Source organism: Streptomyces sp. NPDC057950, assembly GCF_042887295.1.
Lineage (GTDB): Bacteria > Actinomycetota > Actinomycetes > Streptomycetales > Streptomycetaceae > Streptomyces > Streptomyces kaempferi.
The window spans coordinates 30,807-46,806 of the sequence record NZ_JBHVPP010000031.1 but is presented as its reverse complement, the minus strand read 5'-3'; the positions used below and the strand labels follow the sequence as shown (position 1 = coordinate 46,806).

The 16,000-nt window shown below is 70.8% G+C and carries 17 protein-coding genes; 12 read left to right on the top strand and 5 right to left on the bottom strand.

Annotated elements, in window-relative coordinates:
* Entirely contained in the window at positions 1 to 1,281 is a 1,281-nt protein-coding gene (locus ACFVTC_RS38015; RefSeq protein WP_390133633.1) for a cation:proton antiporter, read from the top strand.
* Positions 1,282 to 1,333: 52 nt separating this feature from the next.
* Here ACFVTC_RS38015 and ACFVTC_RS38010 read toward each other — a convergent pair whose 3' ends face one another.
* The gene (locus ACFVTC_RS38010; RefSeq protein WP_390133631.1) at positions 1,334 to 1,789 is read right to left on the bottom strand and encodes a MazG nucleotide pyrophosphohydrolase domain-containing protein; all 456 of its coding nucleotides are present in this window, start codon (positions 1,787 to 1,789) and stop codon (positions 1,334 to 1,336) included.
* A gap of 65 nt (positions 1,790 to 1,854) precedes the next feature.
* On the opposite strand from ACFVTC_RS38010, the gene ACFVTC_RS38005 reads away from it, so the two are divergent.
* Positions 1,855 to 2,853 (top strand): TAXI family TRAP transporter solute-binding subunit, encoded by a 999-nt coding sequence (locus ACFVTC_RS38005; protein WP_390133628.1) that lies wholly within the window; start codon positions 1,855 to 1,857, stop codon positions 2,851 to 2,853.
* Between the two features lie 104 nt (positions 2,854 to 2,957).
* Here the strand turns inward: ACFVTC_RS38005 and ACFVTC_RS38000 are convergent, their stop codons facing one another.
* Together ACFVTC_RS38000 and ACFVTC_RS37995 are read right to left on the bottom strand one after the other, a co-directional pair.
* Positions 2,958 to 4,364, bottom strand: coding sequence for an ATP-binding protein (locus tag ACFVTC_RS38000; protein ID WP_390133626.1), 1,407 nt, complete (start codon positions 4,362 to 4,364; stop codon positions 2,958 to 2,960).
* A gap of 8 nt (positions 4,365 to 4,372) precedes the next feature.
* Complete coding sequence (locus tag ACFVTC_RS37995; protein WP_390133623.1) at positions 4,373 to 5,059, bottom strand: response regulator transcription factor; 687 nt, start codon at positions 5,057 to 5,059, stop codon at positions 4,373 to 4,375.
* 435 nt (positions 5,060 to 5,494) lie between these two features.
* On the opposite strand from ACFVTC_RS37995, the gene ACFVTC_RS37990 reads away from it, so the two are divergent.
* From ACFVTC_RS37990 to ACFVTC_RS37950, 9 genes are all read left to right on the top strand, one after another.
* Positions 5,495 to 6,271: an amino acid ABC transporter ATP-binding protein gene (locus ACFVTC_RS37990; RefSeq protein ID WP_390133621.1), complete on the top strand. Its 777-nt coding sequence runs from the start codon at positions 5,495 to 5,497 to the stop codon at positions 6,269 to 6,271.
* Positions 6,272 to 6,402: 131 nt separating this feature from the next.
* The gene (locus ACFVTC_RS37985; RefSeq protein ID WP_390133619.1) at positions 6,403 to 7,236 is read left to right on the top strand and encodes a glutamate ABC transporter substrate-binding protein; all 834 of its coding nucleotides are present in this window, start codon (positions 6,403 to 6,405) and stop codon (positions 7,234 to 7,236) included.
* Positions 7,237 to 7,311: 75 nt separating this feature from the next.
* Positions 7,312 to 7,977 (top strand): amino acid ABC transporter permease, encoded by a 666-nt coding sequence (locus ACFVTC_RS37980; protein WP_390133617.1) that lies wholly within the window; start codon positions 7,312 to 7,314, stop codon positions 7,975 to 7,977.
* The gene (locus tag ACFVTC_RS37975; RefSeq protein WP_390133615.1) at positions 7,974 to 8,867 is read left to right on the top strand and encodes an amino acid ABC transporter permease; all 894 of its coding nucleotides are present in this window, start codon (positions 7,974 to 7,976) and stop codon (positions 8,865 to 8,867) included. Before ACFVTC_RS37980 ends, ACFVTC_RS37975 begins: the two co-directional genes overlap by 4 nt.
* Before the next feature lie 175 nt (positions 8,868 to 9,042).
* Positions 9,043 to 10,725 carry an FAD-dependent monooxygenase gene (locus ACFVTC_RS37970; RefSeq protein WP_390133613.1) on the top strand — a complete coding sequence of 561 codons (1,683 nt, stop codon included), beginning with the start codon at positions 9,043 to 9,045 and terminating at the stop codon, positions 10,723 to 10,725.
* A 486-nt stretch (positions 10,726 to 11,211) separates the two neighbouring features.
* Complete coding sequence (locus tag ACFVTC_RS37965) at positions 11,212 to 11,298, top strand: putative leader peptide (protein WP_348772510.1); 87 nt, start codon at positions 11,212 to 11,214, stop codon at positions 11,296 to 11,298.
* 73 nt (positions 11,299 to 11,371) lie between these two features.
* Positions 11,372 to 11,899 (top strand): cysteine dioxygenase, encoded by a 528-nt coding sequence (locus ACFVTC_RS37960; RefSeq protein ID WP_390133611.1) that lies wholly within the window; start codon positions 11,372 to 11,374, stop codon positions 11,897 to 11,899.
* On the top strand, positions 11,896 to 12,306 hold the full coding sequence (locus ACFVTC_RS37955; protein WP_390133609.1) for a rhodanese-like domain-containing protein: 411 nt from the start codon (positions 11,896 to 11,898) through the stop codon (positions 12,304 to 12,306). The genes ACFVTC_RS37960 and ACFVTC_RS37955 overlap by 4 nt, the downstream gene beginning before the upstream one ends.
* A gap of 5 nt (positions 12,307 to 12,311) precedes the next feature.
* On the top strand, positions 12,312 to 12,488 hold the full coding sequence (locus ACFVTC_RS37950; protein ID WP_390133607.1) for a hypothetical protein: 177 nt from the start codon (positions 12,312 to 12,314) through the stop codon (positions 12,486 to 12,488).
* Between the two features lie 133 nt (positions 12,489 to 12,621).
* On the opposite strand, the gene recX is transcribed toward ACFVTC_RS37950, so the two are convergent.
* A complete protein-coding gene (gene recX, locus ACFVTC_RS37945) occupies positions 12,622 to 13,545 on the bottom strand; it encodes a recombination regulator RecX (protein ID WP_390133605.1) in 924 nt (307 codons plus the stop codon).
* A gap of 3 nt (positions 13,546 to 13,548) precedes the next feature.
* Positions 13,549 to 14,673, bottom strand: a complete 1,125-nt coding sequence (recA, locus tag ACFVTC_RS37940) for a recombinase RecA (RefSeq protein ID WP_390133603.1) — start codon at positions 14,671 to 14,673, stop codon at positions 13,549 to 13,551.
* A gap of 402 nt (positions 14,674 to 15,075) precedes the next feature.
* Between recA and ACFVTC_RS37935 the strand changes: the two genes are divergently transcribed.
* Complete coding sequence (locus ACFVTC_RS37935; protein WP_390133601.1) at positions 15,076 to 15,945, top strand: hypothetical protein; 870 nt, start codon at positions 15,076 to 15,078, stop codon at positions 15,943 to 15,945.
* Positions 15,946 to 16,000: the final 55 nt, after the last annotated feature.

Below are 16,000 nucleotides of genomic sequence, written 5' to 3'. Positions count from 1 at the left end.
GTGCACTCTGCGGTCCTGCTGATCGAGTTCGGCGCCATCATCCTCTGTCTCGGCCTGCTCGGCCGCGCCGCGGCCCGGCTGCGGTTCTCCCCCATCCCGCTCTACCTGCTGGCGGGTCTCGCCTTCGGCGAGGGCGGGCTGCTCCCGCTCGGCGCGAGCGAGGAGTTCGTCGCCACCGGCGCCGAGATCGGCGTCATCCTGCTGCTGCTGATGCTCGGCCTGGAATACACGGCGAGCGATCTGGTCTCGAACCTCAAGGCCCACTATCCGTCGGGTCTGGTCGACTTCACGCTCAACGCCCTGCCGGGAGCCGCCGCCGCGCTCCTGCTGGGCTGGGGTCCGGTGGCCGCCGTGGTCCTGGCGGGTGTCACCTGGATCTCGTCGTCCGGAGTGATCGCCAAGGTGCTGGGCGACCTGGGGCGGGTCGGCAACCGGGAGACCCCGGTGATCCTGAGCATCCTGGTCCTGGAGGACCTGGCGATGGCGGTCTACCTGCCCATCGTCACCGCGCTGGTGGCCGGGGTGGGACTGGCCGCCGGGAGCGTGACGCTGGCGATCGCGCTGGGGGCCGCGGGACTCGTCCTGTTCGTGGCCGTCCGCTACGGCCGTGTCATCTCCCGCTTCGTCTCCAGCGACGACCCCGAGAAGCTGCTGCTGGTCGTGCTGGGCCTGACGATCCTCGTCGCGGGCCTCGCGCAGCAGCTTCAGGTGTCCGCCGCGGTGGGGGCGTTCCTGGTCGGCATCGCCCTGTCCGGCGAGGTCGCGGAGGGCGCGCACACGCTGCTGAGCCCGCTGCGGGACCTGTTCGCGGCGATCTTCTTCGTCTTCTTCGGGCTGCACACCGACCCGGCGAGCATTCCACCCGTGCTGCTGCCCGCGCTGGCGCTGGCCGCGGTGACGGCACTGACGAAGATCGCGACCGGGTACTGGGCCGCACGGCGGGCCGGTATCTCCGTCAAGGGCCGCTGGCGGGCGGGTGGTGCGCTGGTCGCGCGCGGCGAGTTCTCCATCGTCATCGCCGGACTCGCGGTCACCGCCGGTATCGAGCCGTCACTCGGCCCGCTGGCCACGGCGTACGTGCTGATCCTGGTCGTACTCGGCCCGCTCACCGCCCGCTACACGCAGCCGCTGGCGGCACGTCTCACCGCCCGGTTCGGCGGCAGCCCCGCACGCGCGAGCGCCACCGGGCGCCCCGCAGAGACGGAGGAGTGGACGACACCGGAGGCCGAGGCGGAGCGCGAGGACGGCCTACGCCGGCGCACGGCCGTCCCGGAGGGCTGACTCGTCCGCGACAGGGCCGATGGCTCACGCGTCCGCACCGAGGCCGTACGCCTCACGCGTCCGCGCCCCGCCACCCCTGCCCGCGCAGCACCGCCGTCACGTCCGGCGCGCGGTAGTGCTCCCCCTTGAGCACCTTGCCGTCGGCGCGGCGGGCGACGTGACCGTCCGGCCCCAGTTTGGTCATGTTCGACCGGTGGACCTCGGCGATCACCTCGTCGAGGTCGATGCCGTGGACGAGTGCGGTGCCGTACGCCACGTACACGACGTCGGCCAGCTCGTGCGCCAGCCGGTCCAGCGGACCCGTGACCGAGACCTCGGCCACTTCGGCGGCCTCCTCTGCGAGCAGCTCGCCCCGGTGGGCGGCGAGCGCCGGGGAGACCTCCGTCGGTGTGCTGCGGGCGGCGAGACCGAAGGCCAGATGGAACGCGCGGACCAGGGCGGCGGGCGAGGGAACCACGGAGGGGGAGTCGGATGAAACGGCGGGGGAGTCGGGTGTGGAGGACTGCATCGTCCGACCCTACCGACTTGACCCGCCCTGGCCAGAAGGGTCTCCGGGCTGGCAGGATCGCGCGCATGTTCCAGGCACTCCCCCGTATCGGCAGGCGCCGCGCGCTGTTCGGCTCGGCGGCCGCGTTCGCGGTGTGCGGGCTGCTGCTCTGGTGGCTGCTGCCACTGGGCGAGGAGTCGCCGGGCGGATCGATCACCTTCAGCACGGGCACACCGACGGGGGTCTACCAGAAGTACGGCGTGCTCCTGCAGAGCGCGATCGCCAAGGACATGCCACGCCTGGACGTACGCCTGAAGAACAGTGACGGTTCGCAGGAGAACGTGCGCCGCGTGGCCACGGGACAGGCCGACTTCACCATCGCGGCGGCCGACGCCGTGGAGACGTACCTGCTGGGGAACAGGCCGGGCGCGGACCGGCTGCGCGGCTGCGCGCGGCTCTACGACGACTACGTGCACCTGGTGGTCGCGCGCACCTCGTCCGTGCGGTCGGTGGCGGACCTGCGGGGCAGGAAGGTCGCCGTGGGGCCGGACGGCTCCGGGGTACGGCTGATAGCGGAGCATGTGCTCCAGGCGGCCGGCCTCGATCCGAAGAACGACATCTCGCCCTTCTCCGACGGCATCGGAACCATGCCCGACCTGCTCGAACACCACAAGATCGACGCCTTCTTCTGGTCGGGCGGCCTGCCGACCAGCGCTGTCCAGAAGCTCTCCAAGGACTTCGACGTCAGGCTGGTGCCGATCAGCAGCGGCCTGGTCGCGAAGCTGCACGAGCAGGGGGGCGCCTCCCGCTACTACCGGGCCGCCGTGATGCCCGCCGACGCCTATCCCGCGGCACAGCAGGGCGGTTCCGTGCAGACACTGGCGGTGGCGAACTTCCTGATCACCCGGAAAGACACGGACGCGCGGCTCACGGAGGAACTCACCCGAACGGTGATCAACAGCCGTGACCACATCGGCTCCCAGGTGCACGCGGCCCAGCTGGTGGACCTGCGGACGGCGATCTACACGGACCCGCTGCCCCTGCACGAGGGCGCCCGGCGCTACTACCGCTCCGTCAAGCCGTAGGCCACGCCGGCACCGGCCGGGGAAGGACATCCCGCCGGAAGCCGACATGCGTCGTGGCACTCGAACGCGCCACGCGCCAAGTGTCACGCGCCAAGTGTCAAGTGTCAGGACGCCGGTCCGGACCTCGGCACCGTCACCGTCACCTTGAGCCCGCGCGGCTCGTGATGGGCGTACGAGAGGGAGCCGCCGCCGACCGAGAGCAGCACCCGTGAGATGGACAGACCGAGCCCCGACCCCTTGATGTTCTGGTGGCCGGCGCTGCGCCAGAAGCGGTCGCCGATGCGGGCGAGTTCCTCGTCGCTCAGGCCCGGACCGCGGTCGGCGACGACGACCTTCGAGACCTCGCCGTTCGAGGAGACCACCACCTCGACGGTCTCCCCCTCCGGCGTGAACTTCAGGGCGTTGTCTATCACCGCGTCCAGGGCGCTGGAGAGCGTGATCGGATCGGCCCAGGCAGTGGTGGCCGGACACGTACCGGTCAGCCGTACGCCCACGCTGTCGGCGAGGGGCGACCAGGAGGCGACACGCTCGGCCGTCAGCTCGCCGATGTCGGTGAGCCGCAGATCCGCCTCCGCGTGCTCGGCGAGCGCCAGGTCGAGCAGGTCGTCCAGGACCTCGGCGAGCCGCTTGCCCTCGGTGCGGACGGAGGCGATCTCCTCGTTGTCCTCCGGCAGTTCGAGGGCGAGCAGCTCGATGCGCAGCAACAACGCCGAGAGCGGGTTGCGCAGTTGGTGCGAGGCGTCGGCGATGAAGGCCCGCTGCTGCTCCAGGACGTCCTCGACGTTGTCCGCCATCTCGTTGAACGACCTTGCCAGCCGCCTGAGTTCCGGCGGCCCGCCGGCGACCGCCACCCGGGACTTCAGGCGGCCGGTCGCGATGTCGTGGGTGGTGGCGTCGAGGACCCGTACCGGCCTGAGCACCCAGCCGGTCAGCCGCAGCGCCGCGCCGAGGGCGAGGAGCATCGCGGCGATCTCGCCCGCGCCGATGATCAGCCAGCCGTGCAGGATCTTCGAACGCATCTGCCCGGTGGGCGAGTCGGTGACGACGACGGCGATGACGTCACCGTCCCGGATGACCGGGGACGCGACGACGAGCCGGTGCCGCTGCCAGGGCCAGACCTGCTCCGGGTCGTGGCTGCGGCGGCCGAGGAGCGCCTCGTTGAATGCCTCGCGGCCCTCGCCCTGCGCGGGCAGGTACAAGGTCTCCGGCGCGTTGGCCATGACGGCGAGGTTGCGGTAGAAGACGCCCGTGCGGATGCCGTACACGTCGTAGTAGGCGGCGAGTTCCTTGATCAGGGTCTGCCGGCGCTCGTCGACGGCGCTCTCCCTGGGGCCCGTCGGCTGGTCGGTGACGAACTGCGCGAGGGCGGCGAAGCGCGCCGTGTCGTCGATGCGGTCGACGACCACGCGCTGCTGCTCGGCGGCCGCGACGCTCCCGGCGAGCGGGATGCCGAGCGCGAGCAGCACGGCGGCCATCAGGACGATGAGCAGCGGAAGCAGGCGGGTGCGCACGGTGCACGCTACGACGTGGGGGCGACGAGGCGGTACCCCACACCGCGCACGGTCTCGATCAGCGCCGGCATCCGCAGTTTGGAGCGCAGGGACGCGACGTGCACCTCCAGGGTGCGCCCGGTCCCCTCCCAACTGGTGCGCCAGACCTCGCTGATGATCTGTTCCCGGCGGAAGACCACTCCGGGCCGCTGGGCGAGCAGCGCGAGCAGGTCGAACTCCTTACGGGTCAGCTGGACGACCGAACCGCCCACACTGACCTGGCGGGTGGCCAGTTCGATGCGGACCTGGCCGAGCCGCAGGGCGCCGTCGCCGGCCACTCCGGCGTCGTCGTGGACGCTGCGGCGGCTGACGGCGTGGATACGGGCGAGCAGTTCCCCGGTGTCGTACGGCTTCACCACGTAGTCGTCGGCGCCGAGGTTGAGGCCGTGGATGCGGGAGCGTACGTCGGAGCGGGCCGTGACCATGATCACCGGGGTGCCGGTGCGCTTGCGGATCTTGCCGCAGACCTCGTAGCCGTCCTGGTCGGGCAGGCCCAGGTCGAGCAGGACGACACCGAAGCAGTCGCTCTCCGGGACCAGTGCCCGCAGAGCCTCCTCGCCGCTGCGGGCGTGCGTGACCTCGAAGCCGTGCCGTGCCAGCACCGCGGACAGGGCGGCGGCGACGTGGTTGTCGTCCTCGACGAGCAGCAGTCTCATTCCGGCCCCCTCCGGTCCATCGGTCGTCCGCCCCGGTTCTTCGCTCATACGGTGCTTCGTTCGCACGGTTCTTTCGTTCGTGTCTTTCGCTCGTGCGGTCGCGGCCCGGACAGCGGCCCGGACAGCCGCGGACGGGCCCAACTTGTACAACTTCAAACAGTCTCGTTCTGTACAACCAGGGCACACGCGCGTGCCCCCTGGAAGTCACGCCGATGGACAAGGACGGCGTCAAGGGGGTTCCGGTTGCGGAGGGCTTCCGTTACCCAGCCGGTACCCTGCCGCCCGCCGGGCGCGCACCGGGTGTCCGCGTGCGGCTACGACACGTGTCCGATTGCTATCCGATCGTGATGCTCAAGTTCCCCTCAGATGTAATGACGCTGGTCGCACGGGCTCACTACTGTCCACCGAAACCGAGGAGGACGGAGCCCCAGAGCGATGACCGAAGTATCGGTGGCCAAGGATGCCGTGGCCGCGACCGAGGACCTGGTCGTCCTGAAGAGCGTCAACAAGCACTTCGGCGCGTTGCACGTGCTCCAGGACATCGACCTGACGATCGCCCGTGGCGAGGTCGTCGTGGTCATCGGGCCCTCCGGGTCCGGGAAGTCCACCCTGTGCCGCACCATCAACCGCCTGGAGACGATCGATTCGGGCGACATCGCGATCGACGGCAAGCCGCTGCCCGAGGAGGGCAAGGCGCTCGCCCGGTTGCGCGCCGATGTGGGCATGGTCTTCCAGTCCTTCAACCTCTTCGCGCACAAGACGGTGCTCGAGAACGTGATGCTGGGGCAGATCAAGGTCCGCAAGGCGGACAAGAAGCAGGCCGAGGAGAAGGCCCGGACCCTGCTCGACCGGGTGGGCGTCGGCACGCAGGCGGACAAGTACCCCGCCCAGCTCTCGGGCGGCCAGCAGCAGCGCGTCGCGATCGCGCGGGCGCTGGCGATGGACCCCAAGGTCATGCTCTTCGACGAGCCGACCTCGGCGCTCGACCCCGAGATGATCAACGAGGTGCTCGAGGTCATGCAGCAACTCGCGCGCGACGGCATGACCATGATCGTCGTCACCCACGAGATGGGCTTCGCACGCTCGGCCGCGAACCGCGTGGTCTTCATGGCGGACGGCCGCATCGTCGAACAGGCCGCGCCCGACGCGTTCTTCAGCAGCCCGCGCAGCGAGCGCGCCAAGGACTTCCTGTCGAAGATCCTGCACCACTGACGGCCCGCGCTTCCTCACCACCGAGGTTCACTTCCGAACTGACGGTCCTCGGCGAAGCCCCTGTTCGAAACCCCTCCCTGAAGACCCTGACCGAAGACCTGCGACTCCTCCCCACACGAAGGACGTTCACCATGAAGCTCCGTAAGGTCACCGCCGCGGCGGCCGTCGCGCTCTCGCTCGCCGTGACCGCCACGGCATGCGGTTCGGGCGACAAGAAGGACAGCGACTCCGGCGGCGGCAAGAAGATCACCGTCGGTATCAAGTTCGACCAGCCGGGCATCGGGCAGAAAACGCCCCAGGGCTACTCGGGCTTCGACGTCGACGTCGCCACGTACGTGGCCGAGAAGCTGGGCTACAGCGCCAAGCAGATCCAGTGGAAGGAGACGAAGAGCGCCGACCGCGAGGACGCGCTCAAGCGCGGTGACGTCGACTTCATCGCCGCCTCCTACTCCATCACCCCGGAGCGCCAGGCGAAGGTCGACTTCGCAGGCCCCTACCTGCTCGCGCACCAGGACGTCCTGATCCGGGCGGACGACGACACGATCAAGTCGCCTTCGGACCTCAACAGCAAGAAGCTGTGTTCGGTGACCGGTTCGACCTCGGCACAGAACGTGCACGACAAGCTGGCGCCCAAGGCCCAGCTCCAGAAGTACCCGACGTACTCGGCCTGTCTGACCGGTCTGCAGAACAAGGCGATCGACGCCCTGACCACGGACGACTCGATCCTCGCCGGCTACGCCTCACAGGCGACCTTCAAGGGCAAGTTCAAGCTCGGCGGCTTCAAGATGTCCAACGAGAACTACGGCATCGGCGTGAAGAAGGGCAGCGCCCTGAAGGCCAAGATCAACACTGCTCTGGAGTCCATGGTCTCCGACGGTTCGTGGGAGAAGGCCGTGACGGCCAACTTCGGCCCGGCGCAGTACAAGAACGAGCCTGCGCCGAAGATCGGCAACATCGTCAGCTGATGAAGGGCCCGCCGGTGCGCCGCCCTCGGGGGGCGGCGCACCCGGGCACCACCACACGCGGAAGCGCGGGAGATCGTGTTCGACTTTCTTCAAGGTTACGACCTGCTGGGAGCCTTCTGGGTGACGGTGAAACTCACCGTCCTCTCAGCCGCCGGCTCCCTGATCTGGGGAACGATGCTGGCCGCCATGCGGGTCGGCCCGGTGCCCCTCATGCGCGGTTTCGGTACCGCCTACGTGAACACCGTGCGGAACATCCCGCTGACCGTGATCATCCTGTTCACGTCCCTGGGCCTCAACCAGACCCTGGGCGTCAGTCTCGGCGCGGACACTTTCGACACCATCAACTTCCGGCTCGCCGTGCTCGGTCTGACCGCCTACACCTCGGCGTTCGTCTGCGAGGCACTGCGGTCCGGCATCAACACCGTGCCTGTCGGCCAGGCGGAGGCGGCCCGCGCGATCGGCCTCAACTTCACCCAGGTGCTGACGCTGATAGTGCTGCCGCAGGCGTTCCGTTCGGTCGTCGGTCCACTGACCAACGTACTGATCGCCCTGACGAAGAACACGACGATCGCGGCCGCGATCGGTGTCGCCGAAGCGGCGACCCTGATGAAGAGCATGATCGAGAACGAGGCACAACTCATCGCGATCTCCGCTGTCTTCGCGTTCGGATTCATGTGTCTGACGCTGCCGACCGGCCTCCTTCTCGGCTGGGTGGGCAAGAAGGTGGCGGTGAAGCGATGACGTCCGTCCTCTACGACGCCCAGGGCCCCCGTGCCAAGCGGCGCAACATCCTCTACTCGGCACTGTTCCTGGTCGCCTTCGCGGCCCTGTTGTGGTGGGTGATCACCAGCCTCGACGACAAGGACCAATTGGCCTGGGAGAAGTGGAAGCCCTTCGTCCACGGTGAGGCCTGGAGCACGTACCTGTGGCCGGGGCTGCAGAACACGCTGAAGGCCGCGGCCCTCTCCATGGTCATCGCCCTTCCGCTCGGCGCCTTCTTCGGCATAGCCCGGCTCTCCGACCACGTCTGGATCCGGATACCGGCGGCGGCGGTCGTGGAGTTCTTCCGCGCCATCCCGGTGCTGGTCCTCATGATCTTCGCCGTCGCCGCGTACTCCGAGTACACGACCGTCAGTTCGGACGACCGTTCGCTCTACGCGGTCGTCACCGGACTGGTGCTCTACAACTCCTCGGTGCTCGCGGAAATCGTCCGCGCGGGCATCCTGTCGCTCCCCAAGGGCCAGTCCGAGGCGGCCCTGGCCGTGGGCCTGCGCAAGAACCAGGTCATGCGGTTCATCCTGCTTCCGCAGGCGGTCACCGCGATGCTCCCGGCGATCGTCAGCCAGGTCGTCGTGATCGTGAAGGACACCGCGATCGGCGGCGCGGTCCTCACCTTCCCCGACCTGCTCGCCTCCGTCGGTCCGATGAGCGCGTACTACGGCGCGAACACCATCGCCAGCTTCGCCGTCGCGGCCCTGATCTTCATCGCGATCAACTTCAGCCTCACGAGCTTCGCGAGCTGGCTGGAGGGACGGCTGCGGCGCGGCAGGAAGTCGACGGGCACGGTACTGCCGCCGGCCGCGGTCGCGGGCACGGAAGCGACCGGGACGGGCGGCGGCACCTTCATCTGACGGAGCCTCACCCTGGCTCGGCGCGACGGGGGAAGCGGCATGATCGCCGCTGCCCCCGTCACTTGACGCAAGCAGCGGCAATAGGTTGCATACGTTCTGTGATCGTGCACCCTGCTCCGTCTTCCTGTTCACCTACGTCCCTCGGGGCACCGCTGCGGGCAGGGGGCGCCGCGCCGTGGACCCGGTGATCATCGTCGGCGCGGGGCCCGTGGGCCTCACGCTGGCCCTTGCGCTGGCCCGCCAGGAAGTCCCCTCCGTGGTCCTCGACGAGGGACCGGGCAAGGACGAACAGCGGCTCGCGCGGACGGTGGTACTGCGCGAGGACACCGCCGGGCTCGTCGAGCGCCTGACGGATCTCCCCCTCTCCGCGGCCGGTTTCCATTGGGCCGGATGGCGGTCGATGCGGCGCAAGCAGGTGATGCGCGAGATCAGATTCGACGCGAGCGAGTCCAGCGGGCCGGGAAGTACCGGGAGCCCTGGGGAGCCCGGCGACGACGAGGTGCTCGCGCCTCCGCTGCATCTCGCCCAGCACACCCTCACGACCGCCCTGCGCGAGGCCATCGCCACCCAGCGGCTGATCAAACTCGCCGTCAACAGCCGCCTCGACTCGATCGAGCAGGAGACCTCGGGCGTCACCGCACACACTCGGGGCTCCAACGGCACCTGGTGGAGGGGCAGTTACCTAGTGGGCTGCGACGGTCCGCGCTCGACCGTGCGCAAGCTCCAGGACATCCGCTTCCCCGGACGCACGGCCGTCGAACGGCACGCCGTGGCCGCGCTGCGGACAGAACTGCCCTGGCCGGGCGAAGCGTTGCTGCACCGGATGCCACCGTGGCGGACCTCCGGCCCCTCAGCCGGTGAGGTCACCGCCCGCCCCCTCGCCGACGACGTGTGGCGCCTGGACTGGCTGCTGCCGCCGGGCAAGGACCTGGTCACCCCCGACCTGCTGGTGACGCGTATCCGGGAGACCCTCGCGGGCTGGAGCGGCGGCCCCACACCCCCGTACGAACTGCTCGACACCGGCGTCCACACCGTCCATCACCGCCTCGCGCGCCGGTGGCGGTCCGGCCGGGTGTTCCTGGCCGGGGACGCCGCGCACCTGCTCGGCGCACTCGGCACCCAAGGTCTGGACGAGGGTCTGCGGGACGCCGACAACCTCGCCTGGAAGCTGGCGGTGGCCTGGCACCACGGCCCGCACGAGGCGCTGCTCGACAGCTACCAGGTGGAGCGGCGCGCCGTCGTCGCCGCCCGGCTGCGCGCCGCCGACCAGGCGCTTCCGGTGCTGCGCGGTGGCGGAGGGCTGCGGGCGTACGTGCCCGGATCGGCCCGCGGCCACGACGTCCTGCTCACGGACGGCCACCTGGGACGCGGCCCGCTGGGCAGGCCGGGGACGTACGCCGACTCACCCCTCGCACCGCGCCCCTCCGAGTCGCGGACTCCGGTGGACACGGCGCCCGGCGCGCCGGTCGTCGACGTACGGGTGACCGCGGAGGACGGCACGTTCGTACCCCTGCGGGACCGGCTCGGGCGCGGCGTGCTGCTCGTCGTCCTGATCGCACCCGGCACGGGCGTGTGGGAGCGGAAGCACTGGGTGACGGCCGGGATCATGCCCCGGCTCGCGGCCGCCGTGACCGCGCTGCCCCACCCCGCCGAGCTCCTGGTGGCCGAGAGCTATCCCGGCGCGGCCGCGCACAGCGTGTTGCTGGTGCGGCCCGACGGTCACCTGGTCACCGCGCTGAGCGGAGTGCGCCCGGCCGACCTCTACTCGGCGGCCGAAGCGGCACTCGGCGGCCCGGCCGGGCCGGCGGCCGAAGCGGAGCGGGAGGCGAGGGCGGAGAACGCGGTGCGTACGGGCTGACGGCCGGGCCGTTCTCCCGCGCAGCCGCCCGAACCCGCCCGAACCCGCCCGAATCTGACGGGCAGCCGGCACTCGCGGTGCCCATGGGCGGAGGCGGGCCTCCCGGGCCCGCCTCGCCGGTACGGTCCCGGGCCTCGACGACGCCATCGTGACGCACCGCACACGTGATGGATCGCACGCAGTGACGAGGTGTACCCCGCGGACGGCCGTCGGCACGGCCGCCGCCCGAACACCCCCGGGGTGGTGCCCGTACGCCCGCGTGGTCGATCGCGCGGACGCTGGGCCGACTGCCGGAGCGGCCCGGACCTCGCGTTCTTCCGGCTCACCGTCGCCCGTGAGCTCCCGGACCGGCCTCGTCCGTGTCCGCCGCACCCGAGGGCCGGTGTCCCGCCGGCCCGGAATCCGTCGAGCCACCCCGGGTGACTGGCTGGTCCACATAGTGACAGTGAGTTGACCGGTCCGAACCGTCATGGTGTACTCCGGATCGTGACCGACACCTGTGTGCGCCTGTGGCGGAGGGTCCATATGGACCTCCTCCGCTATGCGGGCTGCGTGTGTCGACCGTCCTGCTGAATTCGCTTCCCCTCTTCCCGTGCGCGCCCTCCGTGCTGACGCGCGCCCCACGCGAACCCTCAGGACGGTACAAGTGTCTGTGTCCCCCTCTGTCTCCGCGCCCCCACGAGCTCCCTCGCAGGCCGACCTGTTCGACTTCGTGCGCCGCGCCGCCGCCGACACCGGGTTGGTCGCCTCCCTTCCGCTCGACCCCCATGGCCGTACCTGGGTCCGCCTGGAAGGTCCGGGGGGCAGCGAGGCGTGGCTCATCGGCTGGCCCCCCGGTACCGGAACCGGCTGGCACGACCACGCCGACTCGGTCGGCGCCTTCGTCACCGCGGCCGGCGGGCTCAGGGAGTACTCGCTCGCCGCACGGCTGCCCACGGACGGCTGGAAGACCCTCGAACTGACCGAGGGCGTCGACCGCGAGCGGCGGCTGCCGGCCGGCAAGGGCCGTTCCTTCGGCCGCCACCATGTGCACGAGGTGCTCAACGACTCCACCGAGGAGCACGCGATCTCCGTCCACGCGTACTACCCGCCGCTGCCCCGGATCCGCCGCTACAGCCGTACCGGGCAGATCCTCCGACTTGAGCAGGTCGAACGACCGGAGGACTGGCAGTGAGCGACCGCACCCAAGCCCCGGTGGGCATCGACGCGTTGCTGGAGGAGGTCCGCGCCGGACTCGACCGGGTGGAGGCCGGGGAGGCACACGACGCCGCACGCGCGGGCGAAGCCCTTCTCGTCGACATCCGGTACGCCGCCCTGCGTGACCGCGACGGGCTGATCCCCGGTGCCCTCGTCGTCGAACGCAACGAACTGGAGTGGCGGCTCGACCCCCGGGGCAGCCATCGCGTCCCCGAGGCCACCAGCCACGATCTGCGGGTCGTCGTGATCTGCAACGAGGGGTACGCGTCCAGTCTCGCGGCCGTGTCCCTGCGCCAGGTGGGACTGCGCCGGGCGACCGACCTGGTCGGAGGATTCCAGGCATGGAAGGCGGCCGGTCTACCGGTGACGGCGCCGTCACCGTAGTCGCTGTGGGCGCCGTGGGCGCCGTGGGCGCCGTGGGCGCCGTGGGCGCCGTGGGCGCCGTGGGCGCCGTGGGCGCCGTGGGCGCCGTGGGCGCCGTGGGCCAGGCAGATCTCGCGGGTCAGGTGGTTCCGGGCGCGGGTCAGGTGGTTCCGTTCCGCCAGGGTGGGCGGCCTCTGCTGTAAGAGGCGGCCGCGTCGGCGTACCGGCCCTCGCTCCCGTCGTTCGGAACCGGATGCCCGGAATCCCGTCAGGTCCGAACCCCCCGTCCGGAATGCCCGCCGGGCCGGAGCCCTCGGTGCCCGCGACCCCGTCGGGTCAGAACCCCTCGTCCCCGAGCCCCTCCGTGTCCTCGCCCTCTTCCTCCAGGGCCTGGCGGACCACCCGCAGGGCCATGCCCTCGGGGTAGCCCTTGCGGGCGAGCATGCCCGCGAGGCGGCGCAGCCGCTTGTCGCGGTCGAGGCCACGCGTGGAGCGCAGCTTGCGGGCCACGAGTTCGCGCGCCGTCGTCTCCTCCTGCTCGGAGTCGAGCTGTCCGACGGCCTCGTCGATGAGCGTCGAGTCCACGCCCTTGGTCCGCAGTTCCCGTGCGAGGGCCCGCCGGGCCAGACCCCGGCCGTGGTGCCGGGACTCCACCCAGGCGTCCGCGAAGGCGCCGTCGTTGATCAGACCGACCTCCTCGAAGCGTGACAGGACCTCGTCCGCGACCTCGTCGGGGATCTCACGTTTGCGCAACGCGTCCGCGAGCTGTTTCCGCGTACGCGGGGTCCCGGTGAGCAGGCGCAGACAGATCGCCCGCGCCCGCTCAGCCGGGTCCCCTGGGGGCTCCCCCTTCTCGGCCCTCGACGAGGTGGGAGTGCCTCCATCCTGTGGATCGCCGGACGGCTCACCGAAACCGCCGCTTCTCCGACGCCCTCGTCCACCGCGCGGCCCTCCGTCGCCGCGCCGGCCGGCACCGCCACGGCGTGAACCGTCGGCCGGCGAACCGTGCGGGTCCGCCGGAACGTCGCCGTGGCCCGCCGGACCGTCCGTGCCGCCGCGTCCGACACGGCCGCGGGGGCCTCCGCTCCAACGGCCCTCGCCGTCCGGTCCGTCCGGGTTCCCGCCGGGGAACCCGTCGGAGCCGTACGCCCCGCCGTGGGCTCCTCCGCTGTCTCCGACCGCATCGCCGGGCCCCCCGTACCCCCGCCCCTCAGGTGGCACGGGGTCGGCGTACTCGGCCCAGTCGGTTCGTCGCGTCATGGACTAGCTCTTGGCCGCCGCGGTCTTGGACTTGGTGGTCTTGACCGCGGGGGCCGGGACCGTCTTCGCGGCCTCGTCCGGGGCGGTCGGGGCCGCCGCGTCCGCGCCCGGCTCGACGGTGGGCTCCGCCGGCCTCACGCCGACGCCCAGCTTCTCCTTGATCTTCCTCTCGATCTCGTTCGCGAGGTCGGGGTTGTCCTTCAGGAAGTTGCGCGCGTTCTCCTTGCCCTGGCCGAGCTGGTCGCCCTCGTACGTGTACCAGGCGCCGGCCTTGCGGACGAAGCCGTGCTCCACGCCCATGTCGATCAGGCCGCCCTCACGGCTGATGCCGTGCCCGTAGAGGATGTCGAACTCGGCCTGCTTGAAGGGGGGCGCGACCTTGTTCTTGACGACCTTGACGCGGGTGCGGTTGCCGACCGCGTCCGTGCCGTCCTTCAGCGTTTCGATGCGGCGGATGTCGAGACGCACCGAGGCGTAGAACTTCAGTGCCCGGCCACCCGTCGTGGTCTCCGGGGACCCGAACATCACGCCGATCTTCTCGCGCAGCTGGTTGATGAAGATCGCGGTGGTCTTCGACTGGTTGAGCGCGCTGGTGATCTTGCGCAGGGCCTGGCTCATCAGACGGGCCTGCAGACCCACGTGCGAGTCGCCCATCTCGCCCTCGATCTCCGCGCGCGGCACCAGGGCGGCGACGGAGTCGATGACGATGAGGTCGAGCGCGCCGGAGCGGACGAGCATGTCCACGATTTCCAGAGCCTGCTCACCGTTGTCCGGCTGGGACAGGATCAGGTTGTCGATGTCGACGCCGAGCTTCTTCGCGTACTCGGGGTCGAGGGCGTGCTCGGCGTCCACGAAGGCCACCTGGCCGCCGGCCTTCTGCGCGTTCGCCACCGCGTGCAGCGTCAGCGTCGTCTTGCCGGAGGACTCCGGGCCGTACACCTCCACCACTCGGCCGCGCGGCAGGCCGCCGACACCGAGGGCCACGTCGAGCGCGGTCGACCCGGTGGGGATGACCTCGATGGGCTCGTTCGGGCGCTCGCCCAGGCGCATCACCGCGCCCTTGCCGAATTGCCGTTCAATCTGTGCGAGCGCGGCGTCGAGCGCCTTCTCGCGGTCAGTACCTGCCATGGGTTCCACCCGATTTGCTTGAGTCGATCGCTTCACGTCAAAGACGCTAACGCCTGCCACTGACAATGCGCCCCGACGCCCGCCCGACCTGTGGATAACTCGGGCACATCTCCACGAAAGCCCTGCCGGAATCCCCGCCATGAGCCCCGCCGGAGATTCCATAAGAATGGATGTTCGATTTCGGTGTCAAGCGCACCACGCGGCACCTCCGAGACTACGGTCACGGTCTGACAACGGCCGGGCCCCGGCACCGAGCCCTGTCCGGGCGGGGATGCGACGCGACGGACGTCGGGATATCGGCCCCACCGGCCCGGTCGTGTCCTCCGCATACTCTCCGCGGCGTACGGCGGGAGTCTTCGGCGGTACGACGACCCCGTGCTCCGGGCCGTCGAAGCTGAACCCATGGACCATCCGGAGAGCCTCGCGGAACACCGCGGCGGGACACACCCGCCCACCCTCACCACTCCACCGGCCACCGCCCCCGCGCCGCGCCCGGGTCACCGCGAGGGCAGGGGTGTCCGTGCCGCGTGGCGCGCGGTCCGTCCCTCCGAGCGCCTCTGCCACGGCACCGGAGCCGTGCTGACGCTCTCCGGGCTGGCGCACCTGGTCGTCCTCGCCGTGGACGGCGGGCCCTGGGACGGGCCCGTCTCCTGGCGCAAGCCCGTGACGTTCGGGCTCTCCTTCGGACTGACGCTGATCGCGCTCACCTGGGTCACGTCGTACCTGCGCGTCGGAGCGCGTCTGCGCACCGCGCTGCTCGTCGTGTTCGCCGCGGACTGTGCCGTGGAGGTCGGCGGGATCACCCTTCAGGCGTGGCGCCGGGTGCCCTCGCACCTCAACATGGGGACCTCCTTCGACACGGCGGTGTCGATGACGCTCGCGGTGGGCGGCGGGGTCCTGGTGGTGCTGCTCACCGTGTTCGCGGTCGCCTCCTTCCGGAACCGGCCCGCGGGCCCCACGGGAATGCCGCTCGCGGTGCGCTCCGGGTTCGCGATCCTGCTCGTCGCCCTGCTGTCGGGTGCCGCGATGATCGCGCGCGGTGTCGTCCTCACCCGTACCGGCCACCAGGAGGCGGCGTATCACTCGACCGCCCCGCTCAAGCCCCTGCACGGAGTGAGCCTGCACGCGGTGCTGGTCCTGCCCGCACTGGCCGGGCTGCTGTCACGCACCTCGTGGAGCGGCCGGACGCGGCTGCGGATCATGTACGCGGCGGTCGGCTGCTGGTGGGCGGCGGTCCTGGGCGCCGCGGCCTGGGCGGTCCTCACCTGGTGAGGCCCGGCGCGCCGCAGGTCCCGCGGGACGGTCCCGGCCGGGCTCGCCCGCCGCT

Bases quoted from the DNA above. Each gene is read 5' to 3' on its own strand.
- ACFVTC_RS38010 (WP_390133631.1), bottom strand. From the start codon at position 1,789: ATGCAGTCCTCCACACCCGACTCCCCCGCCGTTTCATCCGACTCCCCC.
- ACFVTC_RS38005 (WP_390133628.1), top strand. From the start codon at position 1,855: ATGTTCCAGGCACTCCCCCGTATCGGCAGGCGCCGCGCGCTGTTCGGC.
- ACFVTC_RS37995 (WP_390133623.1), bottom strand. From the start codon at position 5,059: ATGAGACTGCTGCTCGTCGAGGACGACAACCACGTCGCCGCCGCCCTG.
- ACFVTC_RS37990 (WP_390133621.1), top strand. From the start codon at position 5,495: ATGACCGAAGTATCGGTGGCCAAGGATGCCGTGGCCGCGACCGAGGAC.
- ACFVTC_RS37985 (WP_390133619.1), top strand. From the start codon at position 6,403: ATGAAGCTCCGTAAGGTCACCGCCGCGGCGGCCGTCGCGCTCTCGCTC.
- ACFVTC_RS37975 (WP_390133615.1), top strand. From the start codon at position 7,974: ATGACGTCCGTCCTCTACGACGCCCAGGGCCCCCGTGCCAAGCGGCGC.
- recX (WP_390133605.1), bottom strand. From the start codon at position 13,545: ATGACGCGACGAACCGACTGGGCCGAGTACGCCGACCCCGTGCCACCT.
- recA (WP_390133603.1), bottom strand. From the start codon at position 14,673: ATGGCAGGTACTGACCGCGAGAAGGCGCTCGACGCCGCGCTCGCACAG.
- ACFVTC_RS37935 (WP_390133601.1), top strand. From the start codon at position 15,076: ATGGACCATCCGGAGAGCCTCGCGGAACACCGCGGCGGGACACACCCG.